The organism is Streptomyces sp. NPDC001204, from assembly GCF_053598035.1.
The window spans coordinates 162,150-184,056 of sequence record NZ_JBSFJL010000012.1 but is presented as its reverse complement, the minus strand read 5'-3'; the positions used below and the strand labels follow the sequence as shown (position 1 = coordinate 184,056).

Sequence of the window (21,907 nt, the reverse complement as noted above, 5' to 3'; positions counted from 1 at the left end):
TGTCACCGCGCGCCGTCACGGCTCTACCATCGGCTTATCCGTAGCAGGCTCCCCTCCGTTTCTGCCCGACGGCTCGCCGCCATGCGAGCCCCAAGCCCTACGGAGCATCGGGGGATGCACATGAACAGCGTTCCGCAGCACCTGCTGAGCGAGGACCGCCAGGAATACGAGCGGATCCTCGATGAGGCGCTGCGCTCCGCCCCACACCACCCGGAACTGGCCGCTGCCGGACAGCGGCTCAACTCGGAACAACTGCGCACCATGGCGCTGAGCGCCACCGCCGTCATAACGGCGGCCGCGGCGACCGAGTACCACCACTACGTCAAGGTCCGCGAGGAACTGCGCCGGCCGGCGCCGGCCGTCCCGTCCTCCTTCATCGAAGCCGACTCGGCCGAGCCGGGCGGGCCCCTCCGACCAGCCGCCACCATGGGCGAGGTCGCCGAGACTCACGGCGCGGGCGCGGGCGCCGTCGTCGCGGTGCTCGCCCCCGTCCTCGCCGGGACCGCCGCGGCCCTCTTCCTGCTCGTCGGCTACATCCTGAGGATGCTGGACCCGACCCAGGCGTTCGCCCAGTCCATGATCACCGCGGGCTGGGTGTTCGGCGCCCTGACCGCGGCCGCGATCCTCGCCGCCGCCGCCGGACTGCTGCTCACCGCGCTGCGCAACCGTCCCTCGCTCGACAGCGGCGCCTACGCCGAGCTGGGCGAGGAGGTCGCCCAGGCCAGGGAAGCCTGGCAGGAGGCCCTGCTCGAACGGGGCATCCTGCCGTTCCTGCGCGACGCGCTCGCCGAGCCCCGCTCCCCCGCACCGGGGCATACGGACCCGGCGGCACCGACCGGTCGGATGCCGCAACTCGGCTATGGACGACCAGGTTTCAGCAGCCCGGACGACGGAGCCCCGAGCCGCCGCCCGCGCTTCTCCAGTCCCGACTTCAGCAGCCCGGACTTCGGAGGCCCGGAAAACCAACCGGAGTAACCAGCGCCCCGCGCCCTCACCCCGGCCAGGACCGCATCCTCGCCCTCAGGGCCAGGACCGCACCCTCGCCCTCAGGGCCCGGCGCGCACCCCGCCACCCCGTCCCGCGCCCGCCGGGCCGGGGCGCCGGGGACGCCCGCACGCGGCGAGCCCACGCAGGCCATTCAGAGCAGACGGAGTTCGGGCAGATAGTCGACCACGACTACGACACACACGAGATTTCCGGTGTTCGAATGCCCCAGCCACACGGGAATCGTGCCGTCTCCGCTGGTGCAGAAGGAGACGAGGTCGCTGCCGGTTGCCTCGTCCGTCGTGCGGATGTACCCGTCGCTGATGCTCTCCGCGGCGCCGTACTCCCGGTCCACGTGACAGCGCCGGTACTTGTCCGCGAGCGCCTCCCAGGCTGAGGCGTCGGCGAAGGATCCAGCAGCGCCGTCGATGTCGAAGCCGAAGATCTCGCCGTCGCGCGGCAACCTGGCGTCGTCGACTTCGGCGAGCCCCAGTTCCCAGGAGACCGGCGTTTCGGCGCTCAGCAGGAGTCGGATGGCCACCCCTTCCTCCACGGCGAACCGTTGGTCCTCGTACTGCCCTTCGTAGGCGACGACCGCAACCTGCACAGGGTACGTACCGGGCGGGATCTCCTTTCGGACAACTCGCGGCCGGCCGTTCGCCCGCCGGTAAGAGGGTCTGCCACTGCCAGCCGGCCGCTGGGAAGACGCAGCTTCGCGATCTCTCGAACTTCGGTGACGGTCATCTCCGGTTCGAAGCGCGTCGCCACACGCGTGCCCGGCTCGAACAGTTCTCGTAGGTAAGCCAGAGAGAGACCGTAACCGCGGTCTCTGACAGAGGACCGCGCCGTTGGGCCGACCGAACAGCGGCAAAGAGGGCGGTGCCCTTGCCTGCTCGCCAAGAGCACCGCCCCGCCACGCATCAGTCGGCGATCGGCAGGTACACCCGGTTCCCCGCCTGCGCGAACTCCTTCGACTTCTGCGCCATCCCCTCGGCGATCTCGGCCCGGCTTGCACCGTGTTCACGGCGGATGTCCTGCGAGATCTTCATCGAGGACGACTTCAGTCCGGAGTAAGCCTCAACCGCATGGAATGCGCGCAGTTCGTCGGGCTCCGTGGGGACGATGCAGCTCTGCCGAGCATCGGCCCGCTGTCATCGAAGCCGCGAACGCCCACGGCGATGAGACGCTGTTCTACGAGGACGTGAACTACGCGGCCAGTAGCGCCTTTGAACGCCTTACAGGCAACCCGGACGCCTTCTACCAGGCTTGGGCTGAGTACCGGCCAGCTGACGAGCAGGACAGCGACGCTGTGGACATGGGGGAAGACTTCGACTTCGACGACGCGGATGAGATGCATCGGCGACTGCCCGATCTGGCACGGCTTTACCTCAGAGCCGGCGACTAGACGGAGCCGAAGTACTGAACCCTCGAGTCGACTACGAGGAATCGCGCGCTACATGCAGCAGGACGGCCCACGGCTCCTCCATGAGGCGTGGGCCATCCTGTAGGGCTACGAACTATTCTGCCAGTGGCAGATACACACGGTTCCCGCTCGCCGCGAACTCCTTCGACTTCTGCAGCATGCCCTCGGCGATCTCTTCCGCCGTGGCACCCTCAGCCGCTGCACCACCGAACCGCTCTGTGATGCTTTGGCTAATCTTCATCGAGCAGAACTTCGGGCCGCACATCGAGCAGAAGTGGGCCGTCTTGGCGGGTTCCGCCGGCAGGGTCTCGTCGTGGAACTCCCGTGCCGTGTCCGGGTCGAGGGAGAGGTTGAACTGGTCCTCCCACCGGAACTCGAAGCGGGCGTCGGACAGTGCGTCGTCCCACTCCTGCGCGCCCGGGTGCCCCTTGGCGAGGTCGGCCGCGTGGGCGGCGATCTTGTAGGTGATGACGCCGGTCTTGACGTCGTCACGGTTGGGCAGCCCCAGGTGCTCCTTGGGCGTGACGTAGCAGAGCATGGCCGTGCCCCACCAGGCGATCATCGCGGCGCCGATTCCGGAGGTGATGTGGTCGTACGCCGGGGCGACGTCCGTCGTCAGCGGGCCGAGCGTATAGAACGGAGCCTCGTCGCAGATCTCCTGCTGAAGGTCGATGTTCTCCTTGATCTTGTGCATCGGGACATGGCCCGGGCCCTCGATCATGGTCTGTACGTCCGAACGCCTGGCGATCCGGCCGAGTTCCCCGAGCGTGCGCAGTTCCGCGAACTGTGCCTCGTCGTTGGCGTCCGCGATCGAGCCGGGCCGGAGTCCGTCGCCCAACGAGTACGTGACGTCGTAGGCCGCGAGGATCTCGCAGAGCTCCTCGAAGTTCTCATAGAGGAACGACTCCTTGTGGTGCGCCAGGCACCAGGCGGCCATGATCGAGCCGCCGCGCGAGACGATGCCGGTCTTTCGGTTCGCGGTCAGCGGCACGTAGGCGAGGCGTACCCCGGCGTGGACGGTCATGTAGTCCACACCCTGCTCGGCCTGCTCGATGACGGTGTCCTTGTAGATCTCCCAGGTCAGCTCCTCGGCCTTGCCGTCCACCTTCTCCAGAGCCTGGTAGAGCGGGACCGTGCCGATGGGCACGGGGGAGTTGCGCAGCACCCACTCACGGGTGGTGTAGATGTTGCGGCCGGTGGAGAGGTCCATGACCGTGTCGGCGCCCCAGCGGGTCGCCCAGGTCATCTTCTCCACCTCCTCCTCGATGGAGGAGGACACCGCGGAGTTTCCGATATTGGCGTTGACCTTCACCAGGAACCGCTTGCCGATGATCATCGGCTCGATCTCCGGATGGTTGACGTTGGCCGGCAGCACCGCGCGGCCCGCCGCGATCTCCTCGCGGACGATCTCGGGAGCAACGTTCTCCCGGATGGCCACGAACTCCATCTCCGGCGTGATCTCCCCGCGGCGCGCGTAGGCGAGCTGTGTCACCGCTCCTCCGTCGCGGCCGCGGCGCGGCTGGCGCGGCCGTCCCGGGAACACCGCGTCGAGGTTGCGCAGACCGCCGCGTGGCGAGGTGTGCTTGATCCCGTCGTCCTCGGGACGGACGGGACGGCCCGCGTACTCCTCGGTGTCGCCGCGGGCCACGATCCAGTTCTCGCGCAACGGCGGCAGGCCCCTCCGGACATCGGTACCGACGAGTGGATCGGTGTACGGGCCGGAGGTGTCGTACAGCGTGACGGACTGCCTGTTGGTGAGGTGCACCTGACGGACCGGCACTCGCAGATCGGGGCGTGAGCCCTCCACGTAGCCCTTGTGCCAGCCGATGGACTTCCCGGCCTCCCCGTCGGAAGCGTCGGAAGCTGTCCGCTCCGCGTCGCTGGAGATCTGATTGGAGGCAGGCGTGCGTACGTCCTTGTTGGTCATGAGACCTACTCCCTACGCCGGCATTACCCGGTAACAGGTTCGGCGGTCGACGCAGCGGATTCCGCCTGCCGGCGTTTCCTGTGAAACATCGCACGTTCCACGTGAAACATCGCAAAGACGGAGGTCAGCGCCCTCTCAGCCCGGTGCTCCGAGCTCCCGCGTGTGCAAAGGTGCCTCCACGCTAGCGTCCTTTGTGGCGCGGTGAACAGTGGGCCTGTGCCGTTCTTGCGATGATCGGGCGGTGACCACGACAGAGCAGTTCCCCCATCCGCCGCCCGAACCCCGGCGCGGACAGGACTTCCGGCATGGCCAGGAAGCCACCGCCACGGGCCACGGACACGGCCCCGCGACGGATGGCGGGCACGGCCCGGGGAGCAGTACCGGGCACAGCCCGGGGAACGGCACCGGGCACGGCCCGGGAAGCGGTGGCGGGCACGGGCACAGCCACAGCCACGGACCGGCCGCACCCGTGTCGAAGCACCTCCGCAAGGTGATCGCGGCGATCCTCATCCCGTTCGCCGCACTGGTGGTGGCCGGACTCGCCGTGCTGTGGCCCGGCGGCGCCCCGTCGCACGAGCGCACCGGTGTGGGCTTCGACCGGCAGACGCAGCAGGCCACCGTCGTCGAGGTGCTCCCAGTCAGCTGCCAGGCGGTCAACGCCTCCGGGGGCACACCGACCGGCGACACCTCCACCGCCGAGGGTTCCTCCGCACAGCAGCAGCAGTCCGGGAACTGCAAGAAGGCCACGATCCGGGTGGACGGCGGCAAGGACAAGGGCCGTACCTTCACCGAGATCGTGCAGCCCGACCAGTCCCGGCAGTTGCACCAGGGCGAGAAGGTCGTGGTCGCCTACGAGCCCTCGGCACCCAAGGACTTGCAGTATTCGGTCACCGACGTCGACCGGCGCTTTCCGATGGCGCTGCTGGCCGGTCTCTTCGCACTCGCCGTCGTGGTCGTCGGGCGGATGCGGGGCGTGATGGCGCTGGTCGCGCTGGCCATCAGCTTCCTGGTGCTGAACCTCTTCATCCTGCCCGCGATCCTGCAGGGCTCGAACCCGCTGGTCGTGGCGGTGGTGGGGGCCAGCGCCATCATGCTGATCGCGCTGTACATGTGTCACGGCCTGTCCGCGCGTACCTCGGTCGCGGTGCTCGGCACGCTGATCTCTCTGATGCTGATCGGCTTCCTGGGCTCGCTGTTCATCGGCTGGGCCGCGCTGACCGGCAACACCGACGACAGCACCGGTCTGATCCACGGTCTGTATCCGTCGATAGACATGAGCGGCCTGCTGCTCGCCGGTGTCATCATCGGCTCGCTCGGCGTCCTGGACGATGTGACGGTGACACAGACCTCGGCGGTCTGGGAGCTGCACGAGGCAAACCCCGCGATGGGCTGGCGCGGGCTGTACCGCGCGGGTATCCGTATCGGACGCGACCACATCGCCTCCGTCGTCAACACCCTCGTCCTCGCGTACGCGGGTGCCGCGCTCCCGCTGCTGCTGCTGTTCTCCATCGCGCAGAGCAGCGTGACGACCGTCGCCACCAGTGAGCTCGTCGCGGAGGAGATCGTGCGCACGCTGGTGGGCTCGATCGGTCTGGTCGCCTCCGTTCCGGTCACCACGGCGCTGGCGGCACTCGTGGTCTCGGCCGACCGCACGGGACGGACGCAGACCGCGGCACAGGCCACCCTGCCCGCTCCGGCGCGCGGTGGAAGGGGCAGGCGCCGCAGGCGCTGACTGCGCACGCGGGGGCTGCTGGGCGGCCGACGAAGCGTTCCTGCACTTCCTGAGGCCGTGGCGAAGCGTTACACCACCGCCCTCGTCCGCTGCCGTACCCCTCAGCCCGCGCTCTGTTCCTCCGCCAGGATGCGGTCCAGGGCTTCGTCGAGGTGGGCGTCGAAGTCTGCCAGCGCACCCTCCTGGCCCAGGGGCACCAGCTTGTCCGTACGGTCCAGGAACGCCACCAGCGGCGCCGTCGAGGAGCGGAACAGCGCCCGGTCGCCGCCGACCTGAAGCCGGATCAGGACCTCGCTCAGCGAGTCGCGGCCGGCCGGTGAGATGCGCACGTCACCGTCCCCGCACGGCGTCCCCACCCCGTCGATCAGCAGCTCCCGCCCGAACGCCCAGGTCACCGGGGCGTCTCCCGGCAGATGGAAGGTAAGCCGCACGGCATAGGGATCACAGGTCTCGTACCGCAACTCCACCGGAATGCGGAAGGAGAGCTCCTCGGACACGAGAAAGCTCATCATGACCTCTGCCTGTACGGACTCGCGCATCGCTACCCCGTTGTTTGCCGTCGACTGGCCGGGAATCCATCCCGTAACAATGGTGCATCTTGCTGAACGTACACATCAGATCACAAGGAGTGAGTTTTCAGATACTGATAGAGAGCGCCAGGGAGCCCAGACGCCGTCCCACCTCGTGTTGCAGCCGTCGTGCGGCGGGCAGCAGCCGGTCCGCCTGATGGGCCGGCAGGGAGAGGGCCATCGCGGCCGCCGTGGTGCCCACCGTGATGGGAATCGCCGCGCACACCGCCCCCAGCGCGTACTCCTGCCGCTCGGTCACCGGCTCCATCGGCCGGGCCCGTTCCAGGCGCCGCAGCACCGTGTGCTCGTCACGGACCGTGTACGGGGTGAGGGACTGCACGGGGTAGCGGTCGAGGTGGTCGCGGCGACCCCTGTCGTCCAGCTGGGACAGGAGGCACTGGCCGATCGCGTGCGCGTGCCCGGTCTCGCGGAAGCCGGCCCATTCCTCGACCGCCGGGATGGCCGCGGTGGCGGAGACGCACATGAGCTCGATCTCGCCCTCGCGGTACATCGCGTAGTACAGCGGCGCACCGATGGCATCCCGCCACTGGGCGAGCGCCTCGACGATCGTGGTGCGACGTTTCTGCGCCGCTCCGCTGCTACTCAGCCGCTCGGCGGCCTCACCCAGGAAGAACAGACCCCGGTCGCGGCGCAGATAGCCCTCGTGGACGAGGGTGCGCAGCAGATGGTAGGCGGTGGGCAGGGCCAGACCCGTCTCACGGGCGAGCTGCTTGGCGGGCGCTCCGTACTCGTGCCGCGCGACGGTCTCCAGCAGGCGCATCGCGCGCTGCACGGATCCGATGAGAGTCGGAGGCTGCTGGGGCCTCGGCTGCTCCGGGACCGTGGCCCTCGGCCGTTCCAACGGGGCCGACGAACGCGGCTGCGCCGGGAGGGCCGTCGAGCGGGACGGCCCCCGGGGTGCGGGCGGCGCGAGCCGTTCTGCGGGTGCGGTGTCAACCGTGGCCAAGGGGTCACTCCCGTAGCGCGAGGGGGCAGCCGTGCGGGGAACACGAATGGGGGTGTACGCCGCCCGCGGGGGCCGGCCCCCGGCGTCGATCTCCGGACCTTATCCGCCTGTCACCGCACACGGACGGCTTGTCCGGGAAACTTCCCTCCCGCGAGGGAACCGGCGACACCCGTTACCGGTTCACCGGTACCCCCTGGCACTCACCAGTCGCTGCGTGAGGAGGACCCCGCCATGAACTTCCGCACGATGTAGATCAGTCCGCCGACCAGCGCGACGAAGATCAGCACCTTGAACAGCAGCCAGACCACGAAGCCGATCACGCTCGCTATCACGCCGCCGAAGACGACCAGAGCGATGACGGGCACCGCGATCCACTTCACCCACCACGGCAGACTCGCGAAGATCTCTCGCATTGCCCTCGTCCTCATCTCTCCGCCGGCGCGGTGCCGGGCCCTGTCGGAATCCCGCACTCCCCGGTGCGGGCCCTGTCGATGTTCTCCACTCGATGCTAGAGCCGGGAGGGCGCCGCGCGGAGCCCTCGCACCCCTTGTCCTGCCCTGACCGGTCCCCTAGGGAACCCCGAGACGCCGCCTCAGGCTTCCGGGGGAGAGAACACCACCAGGACCCTCAGATCCTCGCTGATGTGGTGGAACTTGTGGGCGACTCCGGCCGGCACGTACACCACGCTGCCGCGGGCCACCTCGGTCGTCTCCAGACCGACGGTGATCGAGGCGCGGCCGCTCACGACGAAGTACACCTCGTCCTGGCTGTGCGGCTTCTGCGGGTCGTGCTCGCCCGCGTTGAGCGCGTACAGACCGACCGACATGTTCCGCTCGCGCAGGAACTGAAGGTAGGCGCCCTCGTTGGCGGCTCGTTCCGCCTCCAGTTCGTCCAGCCGGAATGCCTTCATCGCCCTCGCCCGTACTCGTAGTCGATCTGGTCTGCCACGATCAGACACATGAAGAATTTCGTAGTCAAGACGATCGCCAACGCGGGCGCCCTGGCGGTCGCCGTGTGGCTGCTCGACAAGATCACTCTGACCGGCGACAGCACCGCCAAGAAGGCCGGCACGCTGATCGTCGTCGCTCTGATCTTCGGGCTGGTGAACTTCCTGGTCAAGCCGATCGTGAAGGTACTGACCTTCCCGTTGTTCATTCTGACGCTGGGCCTGATCACTCTGGTGGTCAACGCTCTGATGCTGCTGCTGACGTCGTGGGTGTGCGGCAAGCTCAACCTGAGCTTCCACGTCGAGGGCTTCTGGACGGCCGTCCTGGGCGGCCTGATCGTCTCGGTCGTCTCCTGGGCGCTGAACCTGGTTCTGCCTGACGAGGACTGAACCGAGGGGCCGAGGGAGCGGCCCGAGAGGGAAGTGGGCGGCGGGCCGCGCAGCGGTCGCCGCAGGACGACAGCAAGCGAAGGAAGGCAGAGCGGTATGAACGACTCCGCTGCGGACGACCCGAACGGCACCCGGGAGCAGTCCCGTTTCCCCACCGGCACCGGTGACGGCACGCGTGCGGTGCGGGCCGGGCTGCCCGAGCCGGTCAAGCACGAACCGACACTTCCGGGACCGGTGTTCGCCGCCCACTTCCATCTGCCGGGCGACCCCACGGGCCCCTACACCTACGGCCGCGACGAGAACCCGACCTGGACGCTGCTGGAGCGCGCCATCGGCGAGCTGGAGGCACCCGGGCAGGACGGCGTCGAGACGCTCGTGTTCGCCTCCGGCATGGCCGCCATCTCGTCGGTGCTCTTCTCCCAGCTGCGCGCGGGGGACGCGGTGGTGCTGCCCAGCGACGGCTACCAGGCGCTGCCCCTGGTGCGTGAGCAGCTTCAGGAGTACGGGATCGAGGTACGCACGGCGCCGACCGGCGGGGACGCCCAGCTCGACGTGCTGGACGGGGCACGGCTGCTGTGGATCGAGTCACCGTCGAACCCGGGGCTGGACGTGTGCGACATCCGGCGGCTGGTCGAGGCGGCACACGCGCGTGGCGCCCTGGTCGCCGTGGACAACACCCTGGCGACCCCGCTCGGGCAGCGGCCGTTGGCGCTGGGCGCGGACTTCTCCGTGGCCAGCGGCACCAAGCAGCTCAGCGGCCACGGCGACATCCTGCTGGGATACGTCGTCGGCCGCGACGGTGAGGCCATGGCGGCCGTACGCCGCTGGCGCAAGATCGTCGGTGCCATCCCGGGACCGATGGAGGCCTGGCTCGCCCATCGTTCGATCGCCACCCTGCAACTGCGCGTCGACCGGCAGAACGCCTCCGCCCTCGCTCTCGCCGAGGCGCTGCGCGGTCGGCCCGAGGTGACCGGGCTGCGCTACCCCGGGCTGCCCGACGACCCCTCGCACAAGATCGCCTCACGCCAGATGCGGCGCTACGGGTGCGTGGTGTCCTTCACGCTGCCCACGCGTGCGCGTGCCGAGCGCTTTCTCGACGCGCTGCGGCTGGTGGACCCCGCGACGAGCTTCGGCGGGGTGCGCTCCACGGCCGAGCGGCGAGGACGCTGGGGCGGCGACGCGGTGCCGGAGGGCTTCATCCGGATGTCCGTCGGTGCGGAGGACCCCGAGGACCTGGTGGCGGATGTGCTGCGGGCGCTGGACGAGTCGGCCGAGCCGGCTCACTGACCGCTTCCCGGACGCCGGCAGGTCCCGGCAGGTCCCTGACGGGTCTCCGGTGAGTCCCGGCGGTCTCCGTCCGCTTCCGGCCGTGCACAGCGGGCGGTCCGAGCCTCCCCCCTCATGGCTCGGACCGCCCTCGGTTCCGCGCGCGAAGAACCGCGCGAACAAGGCTAGTTGACTCTGTGTCAGTGTCCAATCACGGTAGCGACAGAGACCTATCGACATATTTATAGTTGGGCGGGGCCAGGGGGTCACACAAAGGGCACCAAGAGGGGTGGGCGTGCCATGGATCTGGCATTGCTGCGCACGTTCGTGACCGTGCACCGAGCGGGCTCCTTCACCCGCGCCGCGGCGCTCCTCGGTCTCTCCCAGCCGGCCGTCACCTCCCAGATCCGCACGCTGGAACGGCAGCTGGGACGTCCCCTGTTCCTGCGCCAGGCCCGCGGTGTGACGCCCACGACCATCGGCGACGAGCTCGCGCACAAGGCCGCGCCGCATCTGGACGCGCTCGTGGAGATCACCGAGACCGGCCTCGACGACGAGTCCTCCCTGCGCACGCTGCATCTGGCCGGGCCGCCGGAGTTCATCGCTGAGCGGGCCCTGCCCGCGCTGACCGGGCTGACCGGCGACGACGGGCAGGGCTTCGCGCTGCGCACCTCCTTCGGGACCGCCGAGGAGGCCCTGGACGGCTTGTCCGCCGGACATCACGATCTGGCCATCAGCACGGCCCGGCCCCGCGGCGGACTGCTCACGGCGGCTCCGCTGTGCGACGAGGAGCACGTCCTGGTCGCCGCTCCGCGCTGGGCCGAGCGGATCGATCAGGCGACACCGCGCCGCACGGCCGTGCCCGCCCTGGACACCGTCCCCGTGATCGAGGTCCACGAGTCGCTGCCCTTCGCCTCCCGCTACTGGGGGTCGGTCTTCGAGGCCCGGCCCGCGGCCTCCGGCACGGTGATCGTCCCCGATCTGCGTGCGGTCCTCGCCTGCGTGGTGGCGGGCGCGGGGCTCGCGGTGCTGCCCCGGTATCTGTGCACGGCCGCCCTGGGACGGGGGGAGATCGTGCCCCTGCACGAGCCGGCGGTGCCACCGTTGCGCACCTACTTCCTCGCGGTCCGTACCGGGACGCTGGCGATGCCGCACATCGCGCGGGCCCATGAGTGGCTGTTGCGGGCGGCCACCGCCTGGTGCTGAGCGGAGAAGAAGGGAGGACAAGGAAACACGGCGCAGGAGAAGGGCGCGGCATGAGACCGGGGCGGCGTGCGATGTTTCACGTGGAACCAGCCGGGCCACATTTCTCCCATGACCGTCCGACCCGTGGTCAAGCGCACCGCCCGTGCCGTTCTCCTCGATGGTGACGACCTGATCCTGATCAAGCGCACCAAGCCCGGTGTCGATCCCTACTGGGTCACTCCCGGCGGCGGGGTCGAGCCCGGGGACGCGACCGTCGTCGACGCCCTGCACCGCGAGGTGCACGAGGAACTCGGCGCCAAGATCACCGACGTGGTGCCCTGCTTCGTGGACACCGTGGAGCACATCGGCGAGGACGGCGGCGCGACCGGTGTGAAGGTGCAGCACTTCTTCGTCTGCCGGCTGGAGTCCATGAACCCCTCCCAGCGGCATGGTCCCGAAGTGGACCAGCCCGCCGGCGAGTACGAGATCGTACGGGTGCCGTTCACACGGGTCGGCATCGCCTCCGTCCATCTGGTTCCGCTGTCCCTGCGCCACTACCTGGACGGAAACATCGAGGGCGTGCGGGCCATGCACGCTCCCGACCTGGGCTGAGGAACGGGTCACCCAGGCGTGGCCAAAAGCACGTACGTCCGGTCCGAAACGGGTGGACGCCGAGGGGGTCCTTCGGACAGCCTGACCTGCGTGTCGACTCCTTCTCCCGCTCATTCCCCCATCCGCCATTCCCCCATCCGCCGCCTGACGCTTCGCGATCTCACCGCCTGCGCCGACTTGTCCGAGGACCGGGGGTGGCCGCGGGAGGAGCACAAGTGGAGCTTTCTTCTGACGGCCGGGACGGGCTACGGCATCGACGACCCGGACGGAGGACTCGTCGCCGCGTGTGTCGTGAGCGAGTACGGACCGCAGGGCCGCCCGGATCTCGGCGCCATCGGCATGGTCCTGGTCGCTGAACGACATGCCCGCCAGGGCATCGGACGGCGCCTGATGCGCCACGTGGTCTCGACGATGGGCAGCACCCCTCTGACCCTCCATGCGACCCCGCTCGGCCGCCCGCTCTACGAGGAGCTGGGCTTCAAGGTCACCGGCAGGGCGGAGATGGTGGTCGGGCACTTCACAGCGGACGCGTCGCGGACTCCTGTCGCCACGCGCGCGGCCGTCGCGGCGGACCTCCCGGGCATCCTGCGGCTCGACGAAGAGGTGTTCGGCATTGATCGAACCCCGGCCATCACGCGACTGCCCGCGTTCGCCGACCAGTTGCGCGTCGCCGAGGAGCACGGCCGGATCATCGGGTACGCGGCGGCCTGGCCCAACATGGACACCCATGTCGTGGGTCCCCTGATCGCCCGGGACACGGAGACGGCCAAGGCTCTGATCGCCTCCCTCGCCGCCCGGACCGACCGCCGGCTGCGCACGGACATCGACGTACGCCACGAAGAGCTGCTGGCCTGGGTGACGGAACGCGGGCTGGCGCCGGTGATGCGCAATGACGTCATGATGTACGGCGTCGCGGAGCCGCCCGGGGACTGGACCCGTCGGTTCGCACCGCTCACCGTGGCGGCGGGCTGAGACAGCCGCTCCGGGCTCACGTCTTCCCGGAGCCCCGACTTCCGCCAAGCCGGAAGGGCGCAATAGTTGCGTACGCGCTATATCTTCAACGGCTGTCTATCGTTGTGCTGCCCTATCCTGGATTCAGCCGCTCCGGGACGGAGGAAACGCCCATGACAGCGAGGGACCCCGCGCTGACCGCCCTAGCCCAGGGCTGGTCCGCGCTCGCCCTGCTGCACGGCAGGATCGAGACGCACGTCGAGCGCGCCCTTCAGGCCGGGCACGATCTCAGCGTGCGCGAGTACTCGCTGCTCGACGTGCTCAGCCGGCAGCACGACGGTGAGGGCGGCCATCTGCAGATGAAGCAGGTCGCGGACGCGGTCGTCCTCAGCCAGAGCGCCACCACCCGGCTGGTCACCCGGCTCGAGGACCGCGGTCTGCTCGAGCGCTATCTGTGCCCCACGGACCGCCGCGGCATCTACACCAACGTCACCGAAACCGGTCTCAAGCTCCTGACCCAGGCCCGGCCGACCAACGACGGCGCCCTGCGCGAGGCACTCGACGAAGCCGCGAAGAACCCCGATCTGGCACCGCTGGTCCGGGCCGTCGAGTCCTTGCACGCGACCGCCCCGGCATAGACCCGCCCCGGCATGGTCCCGGTGCGGGCCGGACCAGCCCATAGGGTGCGGGACATGGAAGATCTCGCCATACGAGCCGCTGTCGCCGCCGACGTCCCCGCCATCGTGGCCATGCTCGCGGACGACCCGCTCGGGGCGCAGCGTGAGTCCCCGGACGACCTCGCGCCCTATCTGACCGCGCTGGAGCGGCTCCGCGCCGATCCGCACCAGCACCTGGTGGTCGCCGTTCGCGACGACCGCGTCGTCGGCACGCTCCAGCTCACGATCATTCCGGGCCTGTCCCGGCGCGGCTCCACCCGGTCGATCATCGAAGGCGTCCGCATCCACGCGGACGAGCGCGGCAGCGGTCTGGGCACGCGGCTCATCGAATGGGCCGTAGACACATCACGGCGCGAAGGCTGCCAGTTGGTCCAGCTGACCTCGGACAGGACACGCACCGACGCCCACCGCTTCTACGAGCGGCTGGGTTTCGAAGCCTCGCACCTGGGCTTCAAGCTCCAACTGTGAGCACCTCGAACACACCGAAGGGCGGGCGTTTCACGTGAAACGCCCGCCCTTCAGAGCTTCCAGGGCGCTACCCGATGCCGCGCCACCCCTCCGGGTCCACGCCACCGGGCACGGAAGCGTCTACGTCGTACGGCTGACGCGTGAACACGAACGACCCGAGGTCCAGATGGTCCACGGACCCGTCCGGCCGTCGCACCACCCGCAGCACCTCTCCGGCGTAGTAGCCCTCCAGTCCCGTCCAGGTCCCGTCACCGTTCGACCGGAACCGCGAACGCCGGCCGTTGCCGGACAGCGGCTCCAACGAGGCGAGTCCGTCGGCCGTCAGCCGCAGGCCGAACCCGTAGGTCCCCCAGTACCACTGCCCCGTCAGTTCCAGCACCGACGGCTCGACCTTCCGCAACGGCCGCCAGGGCTCCGGGATCCGCGGCTCGGCGTCGGCGACGATCCGCACGAGGTCGGCCCCCACCGCGGCGACCGCCGGCCCGGACGTGCAGTTCGCCAGCACCACCGCTGCCACGTCGTCCTCCACACCGATGGTGAGCGAGGCCAGGAAGCCCGGAAGTGACCCGCTGTGCCCGACGAGGAGGCGCTCGCCCCACCGCCGCACCTCGAGCCCCAGGCCGTACGCGTACCCGGAGGCCACATCCGCCGCCTCGGGCGGAGCCGCCGGAGTCCTCATCTCCCGCAGCGACTCGGCGCTCAGCACCCCGTCGTCCCCCTGGACCAGGAAGGCGGCGAAGCGGGCCAAATCACCCGCCGTGGACCACAGTTGCCCGGCCGGAGCCATCCGCCCGAGGTCCTCGGCGGGCTCCGGCAGAAGCGCATCGGCCCAGGGATGCACCGCCCAGCCCCGCGCGTGCGGTGCCTCGGGGCGGGCATTCGTGCGGTGCAGACCCAGGGGTTCGAGCACTTCCCGCCGCAGAACCTCCTCCCAGGGAGCGCCCCGCAACTCCGCGACGAGCGCGCCCAGCAGGGTGTAGCCGGGATTCGAGTAGTGGAACCGTCGGCCGACCGGATGCCGCAGCGGTTCCTCGCCCAGTACATCGGCCAGTTCGGGACGCAGCGACCCCGGCGATCTCTCCCACCAGGGCGCCGGCGACTCGGCGGCCAGCCCACCTGTGTGCGCCAGCAGATCGGCTACGGTCGCCTCCCCCACGCCGGTGCCCGGCAGATGCTTCTCCAGCGGGTCCCCGAGGTCGAGCACGCCTTCGTCGCGCAGCCGCAGAACGAGCACGGCGGTGAAGGTCTTGGTGATGGAGCCGATGCGGTACTGCGTGTTCTGGTCCGGTGCGTGTCCGTCCACCGACGTCCGCGCACCGTGCCAGACCGTCCGCCCGTCCCGCACGACCGCGGCCACGAGCGACGGCGCCCGCCCCTCGGTCTGGGCCACGGCGATCCGGTGCAGCAGCGCCCGGCGAGTACCGGCAAGCAGGTCATCCTGAGATGTCGTCATGCCTCCAGTCCACCCGGAGTGTCCGGCACCCGTCGAGCAGATTTCTCCGAAGGACCGCGGAGAACCGTGCTCGGGCGGTCCGCGGTCGTGCAGGGTCTCGCCGCTCGTGACATGTCGATCTTGCGTGACCTGGGCGTTCTTGGCTGTCTCACGGCCTTGTCACCCTTGATCAGTCTCAAATCCGTGGCATTTCCTCGCGAGGGCGAGGTCGAGATCAGATGGCTTGTCCGAGTCGGCCGAGTACACCAGGCTGAGCCCCGAGCACGAGGGCTACCGGCGAGCCCAGATCGCGCACCGATGAGTTTCCCGCGCCGCGCTGGTCTATACGCCGGACACCCACGGACGGAAGGCTGGGCCATGCGGAAACTGATCTACGCCATGAACCTGACCCTGGACGGCTACATCGCCGCGGCCGGCGACGACATCGGCTGGAGCGGACCGCCGAGCGACGAGCTGTTCCAGCAGTGGCTCGACCACGAGCAGGCGAGTGGCCTGTCGCTGTACGGGCGCAAGCTGTGGGAGACGATGAGCTCCTACTGGCCGACCGGCGACCAGCGGCCCAACGCCACCCCGGCGGAGATCGAGTTCGCGCGGAACTGGCGGGACACGCCGAAGGTGGTGTTCTCCTCGACGATCGACAAGGTCGACTGGAACACCCGCCTGGTCACCGGCGACGCGATCGCCGAGATCACCCGGCTCAAGGCCGAGGACGGCGGCCCAATGAACATCGGCGGCGCAACGCTCGCCGGGGCGGCCATGCGCGCCGGACTGATCGACGAGTACGTGATCGCCGCCCATCCGGTCCTGGTGGGCGGCGGCACGCCGTTCTTCACCGCGCTGGACAGCTGGGTGAACCTGAACCTGGTGGAGACGCGGACGTTTCCCGGTGGCGTGGTCCTGACCAGGTACGAGACGAGGCGCCGAGCAGCAGCACCCACGCGCTAGTCTCACGGTGATGTCGTGTACGACATCGGTACGACGCGGCCCGTGAGATTACGACATCAGCCGCGAGACCCTACTCGGGGGTCGCCGGATCAGGTCTGTGCCATGTCCACGAACCGTGAGTAGTGGCCCTGGAAGGCGACCGTGATCGTCGCGGTCGGACCGTTTCGGTGCTTGGCGACGATCAGGTCGGCCTCGCCGGCGCGCGGCGACTCCTTCTCGTAGGCGTCCTCGCGGTGCAGCAGGATGACCATGTCGGCGTCCTGCTCGATGGATCCCGACTCACGCAGGTCGGAGACCATCGGTTTCTTGTCGGTGCGCTGCTCGGGGCCACGGTTGAGCTGGGAGAGCGCGATGACCGGGATCTCCAGTTCCTTGGCCAGCAGCTTGAGGTTTCGGGACATGTCCGAGACCTCCTGCTGCCGGCTCTCGGCTCGCTTGGAACCGCCGGACTGCATCAGCTGGAGATAGTCGATCACGACCAGCTTGAGGTCGTTGCGCTGCTTCAGGCGCCGGCACTTGGCACGGATCTCCATCATCGACAGGTTCGGGGAGTCGTCGATGTAGAGCGGGGCGGCCGAGACGTCCGGCATCCGGCGGGCCAGCCGCGTCCAGTCCTCGTCGGTCATCGTGCCCGAACGCATGTGGTGCAGGGCGACCCGGGCCTCGGCGGACAGCAGACGCATCGCGATCTCGTTGCGCCCCATTTCCAGCGAGAAGATGACGCTGGGCAGGTTGTTCTTGATCGACGCCGCCCGCGCGAAGTCCAGCGCGAGCGTCGACTTGCCCATCGCGGGGCGCGCGGCGATGACGATCATCTGGCCCGGGTGCAGACCGTTCGTCAGCGAGTCGAAGTCCGTGAACCCGGTGGGCACACCGGTCATCTCCCCGCTGCGCGAACCGATCGCCTCGATCTCGTCGAGCGCGCCCTCCATGATGTCGCCCAGCGGTAGGTAGTCCTCACTGGTGCGCTGCTCGGTGACCGCGTAGACCTCGGCCTGGGCGCGGTTGACGATCTCGTCGACGTCGTCGTCGGCCGCGTATCCCATCTGGGTGATACGCGTACCCGCCTCGACCAGGCGGCGCAGGATCGCCCGCTCGTGGACGATCTCGGCGTAGTACGCGGCGTTCGCCGCCGTCGGCACGGTCTGCACGAGCGAGTGCAGATACGAGGCACCACCGACCTTGTTGATCTCGCCACGTCTGGTGAGCTCGGCGGCGATGGTGATGGGGTCGGCCGGCTCGCCCTTGGCATAGACGTCGAGGATCGCCTGGTAGATCGTCTCGTGGGCCGGCTTGTAGAAGTCATGGCCCTTGAGGATCTCCACCACGTCGGCGATGGCGTCCTTCGACAGGAGCATGCCGCCGAGGACCGACTGTTCGGCGTCGAGGTCCTGTGGAGGAACGCGTTCGAAGGCGGAGCCTCCCTCGTCCCACGCGCGGTTCTCCCGGCCGCGGTCGTGCTGCTCGTCCCGGCCACGCTCCCCGTCGGGGCGGCGGCGGGAGGCGGGCAGACGATCACTTGGACCGCTGTCGGCCCACGGGTCGTCCAAGGGCTCGGAAATGCTCACCGAGCAGCCTCCTCCCGTCCGCCGAGCGGACCTCGCCGTGCCCCTCTGTTGTACGGGACGGCACTGACAAATGAGAGGCCCAACTCCGCTTCAGGCGCGTCAGGTTTATGACGCTTTGGAAGCCGGCGGACGGAGCGGGCGCCGGACCACGGTAGGGCCCAGAACAGCGTCAGCCAATCTGGTTATCCACAGGCCATGTGGACGAGCGCCCCGATGCTGTGGAGAACTCGGCGAAACCTGTGCACGAGCCGGTGGACAGCCCTGTGAAAAAGCCCTCGGCACCACCCACAGGACCCCGCTGACCTGCCGCTTTCCCGTCCACCGGCTGTGCAGAAGAAAAACTTTCCCGGTCGGACCAAGATCGCCTCGAACGGTACGCACAAGCGAACGCCGCCAAACCTCAAGTAAGGACTGCAGGGGCTTTGCATCTCTTACCTGTGGACGATTACATTGGTGCTCATGACACAGGCCCCCGCACGCCGCCCGGCCACCCGGCGCCGGCACGACCGAGAGATCGTCGCGCTGGCCGTACCGGCCTTCGGCGCACTCGTCGCCGAGCCCCTGTTCGTGATGGCCGACAGCGCGATCGTCGGCCATCTCGGCACAGCGCAGCTCGCCGGACTCGGTATCGCTTCGGCCCTTCTGACCACCGCCGTCAGCGTCTTCGTCTTCCTCGCCTACGCCACCACGGCGGCCGTCGCCCGCCGCGTCGGCGCGGACGATATCCCAGCAGCCATCCGCCAGGGTATGGACGGCATCTGGCTGGCACTGCTGCTCGGGGCCGCCGTCATCGCGGTCGTCCTGCCCACCGCACCCGCCCTGGTGGACCTTTTCGGCGCATCGCACACGGCGGCACCGTATGCGACGACCTATCTGCGCATCTCCTCACTCGGCATTCCGGCCATGCTCATCGTGCTCGCCGCGACCGGAGTCCTTCGCGGGCTCCAGGACACCCGGACGCCGCTGTATGTCGCCGTCGCCGGGTTCGTCGCCAACGCCGCCCTCAATGTCGGGCTCGTCTATGGCGCCGGACTCGGCATCGCGGGCTCGGCCTGGGGCACCGTCATCGCCCAGTGCGGCATGGCGGCGGTCTACCTCGGTGTGGTCGTCCGTGGGGCCCGCCGGCACCACGCCTCCCTGCGGCCCGATCGGGCCGGCATCAGGGCATCCGCACAGGCCGGTGCCCCGCTGCTCGTCCGTACGCTCTCCCTACGGGCGATCCTGATGATCGCCACGGCCGTGGCGGCCCGCCTCGGTGACGCGGACATCGCCGCTCACCAGATCGTCCTGTCCCTGTGGAGCCTGCTCGCGTTCGCCCTCGACGCCATCGCGATCGCCGGACAGGCCATCATCGGCCGTTATCTCGGCGCCGACGATCCGGAGGGCGCTCGCGAGGCCTGTCGGCGCATGGTGCAGTGGGGGATAGCCGCCGGATTCGCCCTCGGGCTCCTGGTGATCCTGAGCCGACCGCTCTTCCTGTCGCTGTTCACCAGTGACGCCCTCGTCAAGGACACGGCACTGGCCGCACTGCTCCTGGTGGCGTTCTCCCAGCCGATCTGCGGCGTGGTCTTCGTCCTGGATGGTGTGCTGATGGGCGCGGGGGACGGACCGTATCTTGCCGGCGCCATGCTGGTGACCTTGGCGGTCTTCACGCCTGTGGCGTTGCTCGTTCCCCTTCTGGGCGGCGGGCTCACCGCGCTCTGGGCGGCCATGACGTTGATGATGACCGTGCGGATGCTGACGCTGTGGCTGCGTTCCCGCTCGGGCCGCTGGATCGTCACGGGAGCGACACGCTGACCGTTTCACGTGAAACACCGCGGGCTGCCACGTTTCACATGAAACGCCGTTTCCCGCGCCCCTGACCTCAGCGCCATGACCCATGTCACGCGGAAGGGGCCGCATCCTCGACGGATGCGGCCCCTTCCCGACTACTCAAGCCGAGCAGAGTGCCTTACGCGGCGACGACCTCGATGCTGACCTTGGCGGCAACCTCGGGGTGCAGACGCACGGACGTCTCGTGACCGCCCAGGGTCTTGATCGGCGCGCCCAGCTCGATGCGGCGCTTGTCGACCTCGGGACCGCCGGCAGCCTTGATCGCCGAGGCGACGTCGGCCGGGGTGACGGAACCGAACAGGCGGCCGGAGTCGCCGGAGCGGACGGCCAGGCGGACCTTCACGCCCTCGAGCTGGGCCTTGATCTGGTTGGCCTGCTCGATGGTCTGGATCTCGTGGATCTTGCGAGCACGACGGATCTGCTCGACGTCCTTCTCGCCGCCCTTGGTCCAGCGGATCGCGAACTTCCGCGGGATCAGGTAGTTGCGAGCGTAGCCGTCCTTGACGTCCACGACGTCGCCCGCGGCACCGAGGCCGGAGACCTCGTGGGTGAGGATGATCTTCATGTGTGGCTCACCCTTCCCTTAGCGCGCGGTGGAGGTGTAGGGCAGCAGCGCCATCTCACGGCTGTTCTTGACAGCCGTGGCGACGTCACGCTGGTGCTGCGTGCAGTTGCCGGTCACGCGACGGGCACGGATCTTGCCGCGGTCGGAAATGAACTTCCGCAGCATGTTCGTGTCCTTGTAGTCCACGTACGTGACCTTGTCCTTGCAGAAAGCGCAGACCTTCTTCTTAGGCTTGCGCACAGGCGGCTTCGCCATGGTGTTTCTCCTGTGTGATCAAGAAGTGTGGGTACGGCCCGCCTAGAAGGGGGGCTCGTCCGAGTAGCCGCCACCGCCGCCGGAGCCGCCGCCCCAGCCGCCGCCACCCTGGTTGCCACCGGCGGGAGCACCGGTCGCCCACGGGTCGTCGGCGGGAGCACCGCCGCCCTGCTGGCCGCCACCGGGGCCACCGCCCCAGCCGCCGCCACCCTGGCCGCCACCGCCGCCGCTGTAACCACCCTGACCACCGCGGCCCGAGGTCTTGGTGACCTTGGCCGTGGCGTTGCGCAGGCTGGCACCGACTTCGTCGACGTCCAGCTCGTAGACCGTGCGCTTGACGCCCTCACGGTCCTCGTAGGACCGCTGCTTCAGCCGGCCCTGCACGATGACGCGCATGCCTCGCTGGAGCGACTCGGCGACGTTCTCCGCCGCCTGACGCCAGACCGAGCAGGTGAGGAAGAGGCTCTCGCCGTCCTTCCACTCGTTCGTCTGGCGGTCGAAGGTGCGGGGAGTGGACGCGACGCGGAACTTCGCGACCGCCGCACCGGACGGGGTGAAGCGCAGCTCGGGGTCGTCGACAAGATTGCCGACGACCGTGATGACGGTCTCGCCTGCCATGGGGGAACCTCTCGGCGGGTTTGCTCTGGCTGCTTGCTACTCGAATCCCGAGATCAGCTGAGCGAAGGGCTCAGTGGGTCTCGGGGCGGAGGACCTTGGTCCGGAGGACCGACTCGTTCAGGTTCATCTGGCGGTCGAGCTCCTTGACGACCGCAGGCTCGGCCTGCAGGTCGATGACCGAGTAGATGCCCTCGGGCTTCTTCTTGATCTCGTACGAGAGACGACGACGGCCCCAGGTGTCGACCTTCTCGACCTTTCCGCCACCGTCACGGACGACAGAAAGGAAGTTCTCGATCAGCGGGGAGACAGAACGCTCCTCGAGATCGGGGTCGAGGATGACCATCACCTCGTAGTGACGCATGTGGAACCCACCTCCTCTGGACTCAACGGCCACGGTCGTTCCGTGGCAGGAGGGTTGTTATGCGTGCGCAACAGTGCTTGCAGTACATCAGCCGCCACTGACAACGAGGGCCGCTGACGGACTCTCCAGGTTGGCCGTGGCTCAGCCTGGGCAGACACCGTGCAGAACGTACAGACTACCCGCACACCCGCTTCCGGTTGAAATCGGGGCTC

Annotated in this window: 24 protein-coding genes and 1 pseudogene; 12 read left to right on the top strand and 13 right to left on the bottom strand. The window is 68.9% G+C overall.

Annotation, left to right across the window (positions count from 1 at the left end; translation table 11 throughout):
• Positions 1 to 114: 114 nt before the first annotated feature.
• On the top strand, positions 115 to 975 hold the full coding sequence (locus tag ACWC91_RS19080) for a hypothetical protein (protein WP_225076413.1): 861 nt from the start codon (positions 115 to 117) through the stop codon (positions 973 to 975).
• A 163-nt stretch (positions 976 to 1,138) separates the two neighbouring features.
• Here the strand turns inward: ACWC91_RS19080 and ACWC91_RS19075 are convergent, their stop codons facing one another.
• Together ACWC91_RS19075 and ACWC91_RS19070 are read right to left on the bottom strand one after the other, a co-directional pair.
• Positions 1,139 to 1,855: a DUF4241 domain-containing protein gene (locus ACWC91_RS19075; RefSeq protein ID WP_450642414.1), complete on the bottom strand. Its 717-nt coding sequence runs from the start codon at positions 1,853 to 1,855 to the stop codon at positions 1,139 to 1,141.
• A 49-nt stretch (positions 1,856 to 1,904) separates the two neighbouring features.
• Positions 1,905 to 2,045 (bottom strand): annotated as a pseudogene (locus ACWC91_RS19070) (thiamine biosynthesis protein ThiC); the annotation flags it as partial.
• A 29-nt stretch (positions 2,046 to 2,074) separates the two neighbouring features.
• Between ACWC91_RS19070 and ACWC91_RS19065 the strand changes: the two are divergent.
• Positions 2,075 to 2,389 carry a hypothetical protein gene (locus ACWC91_RS19065; RefSeq protein WP_450642415.1) on the top strand — a complete coding sequence of 105 codons (315 nt, stop codon included), beginning with the start codon at positions 2,075 to 2,077 and terminating at the stop codon, positions 2,387 to 2,389.
• Positions 2,390 to 2,501: 112 nt separating this feature from the next.
• Here the strand turns inward: ACWC91_RS19065 and thiC are convergent, their stop codons facing one another.
• Positions 2,502 to 4,334: a phosphomethylpyrimidine synthase ThiC gene (gene thiC, locus ACWC91_RS19060; protein WP_450642417.1), complete on the bottom strand. Its 1,833-nt coding sequence runs from the start codon at positions 4,332 to 4,334 to the stop codon at positions 2,502 to 2,504.
• A 241-nt stretch (positions 4,335 to 4,575) separates the two neighbouring features.
• Here thiC and ACWC91_RS19055 point away from each other — a divergent pair, with 241 nt between their 5' ends.
• Positions 4,576 to 6,066: a YibE/F family protein gene (locus tag ACWC91_RS19055; protein WP_225076415.1), complete on the top strand. Its 1,491-nt coding sequence runs from the start codon at positions 4,576 to 4,578 to the stop codon at positions 6,064 to 6,066.
• Positions 6,067 to 6,167: 101 nt separating this feature from the next.
• On the opposite strand, the gene ACWC91_RS19050 is transcribed toward ACWC91_RS19055, so the two are convergent.
• The 4 genes from ACWC91_RS19050 to ACWC91_RS19035 form a co-directional block, all read right to left on the bottom strand.
• Positions 6,168 to 6,605 carry an SsgA family sporulation/cell division regulator gene (locus ACWC91_RS19050; RefSeq protein WP_141359892.1) on the bottom strand — a complete coding sequence of 146 codons (438 nt, stop codon included), beginning with the start codon at positions 6,603 to 6,605 and terminating at the stop codon, positions 6,168 to 6,170.
• A gap of 97 nt (positions 6,606 to 6,702) precedes the next feature.
• Positions 6,703 to 7,602 carry an IclR family transcriptional regulator gene (locus ACWC91_RS19045; RefSeq protein WP_263637897.1) on the bottom strand — a complete coding sequence of 300 codons (900 nt, stop codon included), beginning with the start codon at positions 7,600 to 7,602 and terminating at the stop codon, positions 6,703 to 6,705.
• Between the two features lie 200 nt (positions 7,603 to 7,802).
• On the bottom strand, positions 7,803 to 8,015 hold the full coding sequence (locus tag ACWC91_RS19040; RefSeq protein WP_141359891.1) for a DUF5326 family protein: 213 nt from the start codon (positions 8,013 to 8,015) through the stop codon (positions 7,803 to 7,805).
• Between the two features lie 179 nt (positions 8,016 to 8,194).
• Entirely contained in the window at positions 8,195 to 8,512 is a 318-nt protein-coding gene (locus ACWC91_RS19035) for a cupin domain-containing protein (protein ID WP_031164408.1), read from the bottom strand.
• 48 nt (positions 8,513 to 8,560) lie between these two features.
• Between ACWC91_RS19035 and ACWC91_RS19030 the strand changes: the two genes are divergently transcribed.
• From ACWC91_RS19030 to ACWC91_RS19000, 7 genes are all read left to right on the top strand, one after another.
• A complete protein-coding gene (locus tag ACWC91_RS19030) occupies positions 8,561 to 8,938 on the top strand; it encodes a phage holin family protein (protein WP_141359890.1) in 378 nt (125 codons plus the stop codon).
• 96 nt (positions 8,939 to 9,034) lie between these two features.
• The gene (locus ACWC91_RS19025) at positions 9,035 to 10,225 is read left to right on the top strand and encodes a cystathionine gamma-lyase (protein ID WP_450642419.1); all 1,191 of its coding nucleotides are present in this window, start codon (positions 9,035 to 9,037) and stop codon (positions 10,223 to 10,225) included.
• A 279-nt stretch (positions 10,226 to 10,504) separates the two neighbouring features.
• A complete protein-coding gene (locus ACWC91_RS19020; RefSeq protein ID WP_281154633.1) occupies positions 10,505 to 11,410 on the top strand; it encodes a LysR family transcriptional regulator in 906 nt (301 codons plus the stop codon).
• Between the two features lie 108 nt (positions 11,411 to 11,518).
• The gene (locus ACWC91_RS19015) at positions 11,519 to 12,001 is read left to right on the top strand and encodes an NUDIX domain-containing protein (protein ID WP_225076418.1); all 483 of its coding nucleotides are present in this window, start codon (positions 11,519 to 11,521) and stop codon (positions 11,999 to 12,001) included.
• Between the two features lie 90 nt (positions 12,002 to 12,091).
• On the top strand, positions 12,092 to 12,973 hold the full coding sequence (locus tag ACWC91_RS19010; RefSeq protein WP_450642421.1) for a GNAT family N-acetyltransferase: 882 nt from the start codon (positions 12,092 to 12,094) through the stop codon (positions 12,971 to 12,973).
• Positions 12,974 to 13,125: 152 nt separating this feature from the next.
• Positions 13,126 to 13,590, top strand: a complete 465-nt coding sequence (locus ACWC91_RS19005) for a MarR family winged helix-turn-helix transcriptional regulator (RefSeq protein WP_225076420.1) — start codon at positions 13,126 to 13,128, stop codon at positions 13,588 to 13,590.
• Between the two features lie 54 nt (positions 13,591 to 13,644).
• Positions 13,645 to 14,097, top strand: coding sequence for a GNAT family N-acetyltransferase (locus ACWC91_RS19000; RefSeq protein ID WP_281154632.1), 453 nt, complete (start codon positions 13,645 to 13,647; stop codon positions 14,095 to 14,097).
• Between the two features lie 67 nt (positions 14,098 to 14,164).
• Here the strand turns inward: ACWC91_RS19000 and ACWC91_RS18995 are convergent, their stop codons facing one another.
• On the bottom strand, positions 14,165 to 15,550 hold the full coding sequence (locus ACWC91_RS18995; protein ID WP_450642422.1) for a serine hydrolase domain-containing protein: 1,386 nt from the start codon (positions 15,548 to 15,550) through the stop codon (positions 14,165 to 14,167).
• A 357-nt stretch (positions 15,551 to 15,907) separates the two neighbouring features.
• Between ACWC91_RS18995 and ACWC91_RS18990 the strand changes: the two genes are divergently transcribed.
• A complete protein-coding gene (locus ACWC91_RS18990) occupies positions 15,908 to 16,495 on the top strand; it encodes a dihydrofolate reductase family protein (protein ID WP_450642423.1) in 588 nt (195 codons plus the stop codon).
• 89 nt (positions 16,496 to 16,584) lie between these two features.
• On the opposite strand, the gene dnaB is transcribed toward ACWC91_RS18990, so the two are convergent.
• Positions 16,585 to 18,063 carry a replicative DNA helicase gene (gene dnaB / locus ACWC91_RS18985; protein ID WP_225076424.1) on the bottom strand — a complete coding sequence of 493 codons (1,479 nt, stop codon included), beginning with the start codon at positions 18,061 to 18,063 and terminating at the stop codon, positions 16,585 to 16,587.
• A 459-nt stretch (positions 18,064 to 18,522) separates the two neighbouring features.
• Here dnaB and ACWC91_RS18980 point away from each other — a divergent pair, with 459 nt between their 5' ends.
• The gene (locus ACWC91_RS18980; protein WP_450642425.1) at positions 18,523 to 19,860 is read left to right on the top strand and encodes an MATE family efflux transporter; all 1,338 of its coding nucleotides are present in this window, start codon (positions 18,523 to 18,525) and stop codon (positions 19,858 to 19,860) included.
• 154 nt (positions 19,861 to 20,014) lie between these two features.
• Here ACWC91_RS18980 and rplI read toward each other — a convergent pair whose 3' ends face one another.
• The 4 genes from rplI to rpsF all read right to left on the bottom strand — a co-directional run bounded on the left by rplI (position 20,015) and on the right by rpsF (position 21,695).
• The gene (gene rplI, locus ACWC91_RS18975) at positions 20,015 to 20,461 is read right to left on the bottom strand and encodes a 50S ribosomal protein L9 (protein ID WP_225076426.1); all 447 of its coding nucleotides are present in this window, start codon (positions 20,459 to 20,461) and stop codon (positions 20,015 to 20,017) included.
• Between the two features lie 18 nt (positions 20,462 to 20,479).
• On the bottom strand, positions 20,480 to 20,716 hold the full coding sequence (gene rpsR, locus ACWC91_RS18970) for a 30S ribosomal protein S18 (RefSeq protein WP_003949403.1): 237 nt from the start codon (positions 20,714 to 20,716) through the stop codon (positions 20,480 to 20,482).
• 42 nt (positions 20,717 to 20,758) lie between these two features.
• A complete protein-coding gene (locus tag ACWC91_RS18965; protein WP_141359878.1) occupies positions 20,759 to 21,334 on the bottom strand; it encodes a single-stranded DNA-binding protein in 576 nt (191 codons plus the stop codon).
• A gap of 70 nt (positions 21,335 to 21,404) precedes the next feature.
• Positions 21,405 to 21,695, bottom strand: a complete 291-nt coding sequence (gene rpsF, locus ACWC91_RS18960) for a 30S ribosomal protein S6 (protein ID WP_019324683.1) — start codon at positions 21,693 to 21,695, stop codon at positions 21,405 to 21,407.
• Positions 21,696 to 21,907: the final 212 nt, after the last annotated feature.

What these genes read in the sequence shown, in the direction of transcription:
- ACWC91_RS18990 (WP_450642423.1), top strand. Translation starts at nt 15,908, where the DNA reads ATGCGGAAACTGATCTACGCCATGAACCTGACCCTGGACGGCTACATC.
- ACWC91_RS19015 (WP_225076418.1), top strand. Translation starts at nt 11,519, where the DNA reads ATGACCGTCCGACCCGTGGTCAAGCGCACCGCCCGTGCCGTTCTCCTC.
- ACWC91_RS19020 (WP_281154633.1), top strand. Translation starts at nt 10,505, where the DNA reads ATGGATCTGGCATTGCTGCGCACGTTCGTGACCGTGCACCGAGCGGGC.
- thiC (WP_450642417.1), bottom strand. Translation starts at nt 4,334, where the DNA reads ATGACCAACAAGGACGTACGCACGCCTGCCTCCAATCAGATCTCCAGC.
- ACWC91_RS19080 (WP_225076413.1), top strand. Translation starts at nt 115, where the DNA reads ATGCACATGAACAGCGTTCCGCAGCACCTGCTGAGCGAGGACCGCCAG.
- ACWC91_RS18980 (WP_450642425.1), top strand. Translation starts at nt 18,523, where the DNA reads ATGACACAGGCCCCCGCACGCCGCCCGGCCACCCGGCGCCGGCACGAC.
- ACWC91_RS19000 (WP_281154632.1), top strand. Translation starts at nt 13,645, where the DNA reads ATGGAAGATCTCGCCATACGAGCCGCTGTCGCCGCCGACGTCCCCGCC.
- rplI (WP_225076426.1), bottom strand. Translation starts at nt 20,461, where the DNA reads ATGAAGATCATCCTCACCCACGAGGTCTCCGGCCTCGGTGCCGCGGGC.
- ACWC91_RS19065 (WP_450642415.1), top strand. Translation starts at nt 2,075, where the DNA reads ATGCGCGCAGTTCGTCGGGCTCCGTGGGGACGATGCAGCTCTGCCGAG.
- ACWC91_RS19030 (WP_141359890.1), top strand. Translation starts at nt 8,561, where the DNA reads ATGAAGAATTTCGTAGTCAAGACGATCGCCAACGCGGGCGCCCTGGCG.
- ACWC91_RS18995 (WP_450642422.1), bottom strand. Translation starts at nt 15,550, where the DNA reads ATGACGACATCTCAGGATGACCTGCTTGCCGGTACTCGCCGGGCGCTG.
- ACWC91_RS19035 (WP_031164408.1), bottom strand. Translation starts at nt 8,512, where the DNA reads ATGAAGGCATTCCGGCTGGACGAACTGGAGGCGGAACGAGCCGCCAAC.
- ACWC91_RS19050 (WP_141359892.1), bottom strand. Translation starts at nt 6,605, where the DNA reads ATGCGCGAGTCCGTACAGGCAGAGGTCATGATGAGCTTTCTCGTGTCC.
- ACWC91_RS19025 (WP_450642419.1), top strand. Translation starts at nt 9,035, where the DNA reads ATGAACGACTCCGCTGCGGACGACCCGAACGGCACCCGGGAGCAGTCC.
- rpsR (WP_003949403.1), bottom strand. Translation starts at nt 20,716, where the DNA reads ATGGCGAAGCCGCCTGTGCGCAAGCCTAAGAAGAAGGTCTGCGCTTTC.
- rpsF (WP_019324683.1), bottom strand. Translation starts at nt 21,695, where the DNA reads ATGCGTCACTACGAGGTGATGGTCATCCTCGACCCCGATCTCGAGGAG.
- ACWC91_RS19040 (WP_141359891.1), bottom strand. Translation starts at nt 8,015, where the DNA reads ATGCGAGAGATCTTCGCGAGTCTGCCGTGGTGGGTGAAGTGGATCGCG.
- ACWC91_RS18965 (WP_141359878.1), bottom strand. Translation starts at nt 21,334, where the DNA reads ATGGCAGGCGAGACCGTCATCACGGTCGTCGGCAATCTTGTCGACGAC.
- ACWC91_RS19005 (WP_225076420.1), top strand. Translation starts at nt 13,126, where the DNA reads ATGACAGCGAGGGACCCCGCGCTGACCGCCCTAGCCCAGGGCTGGTCC.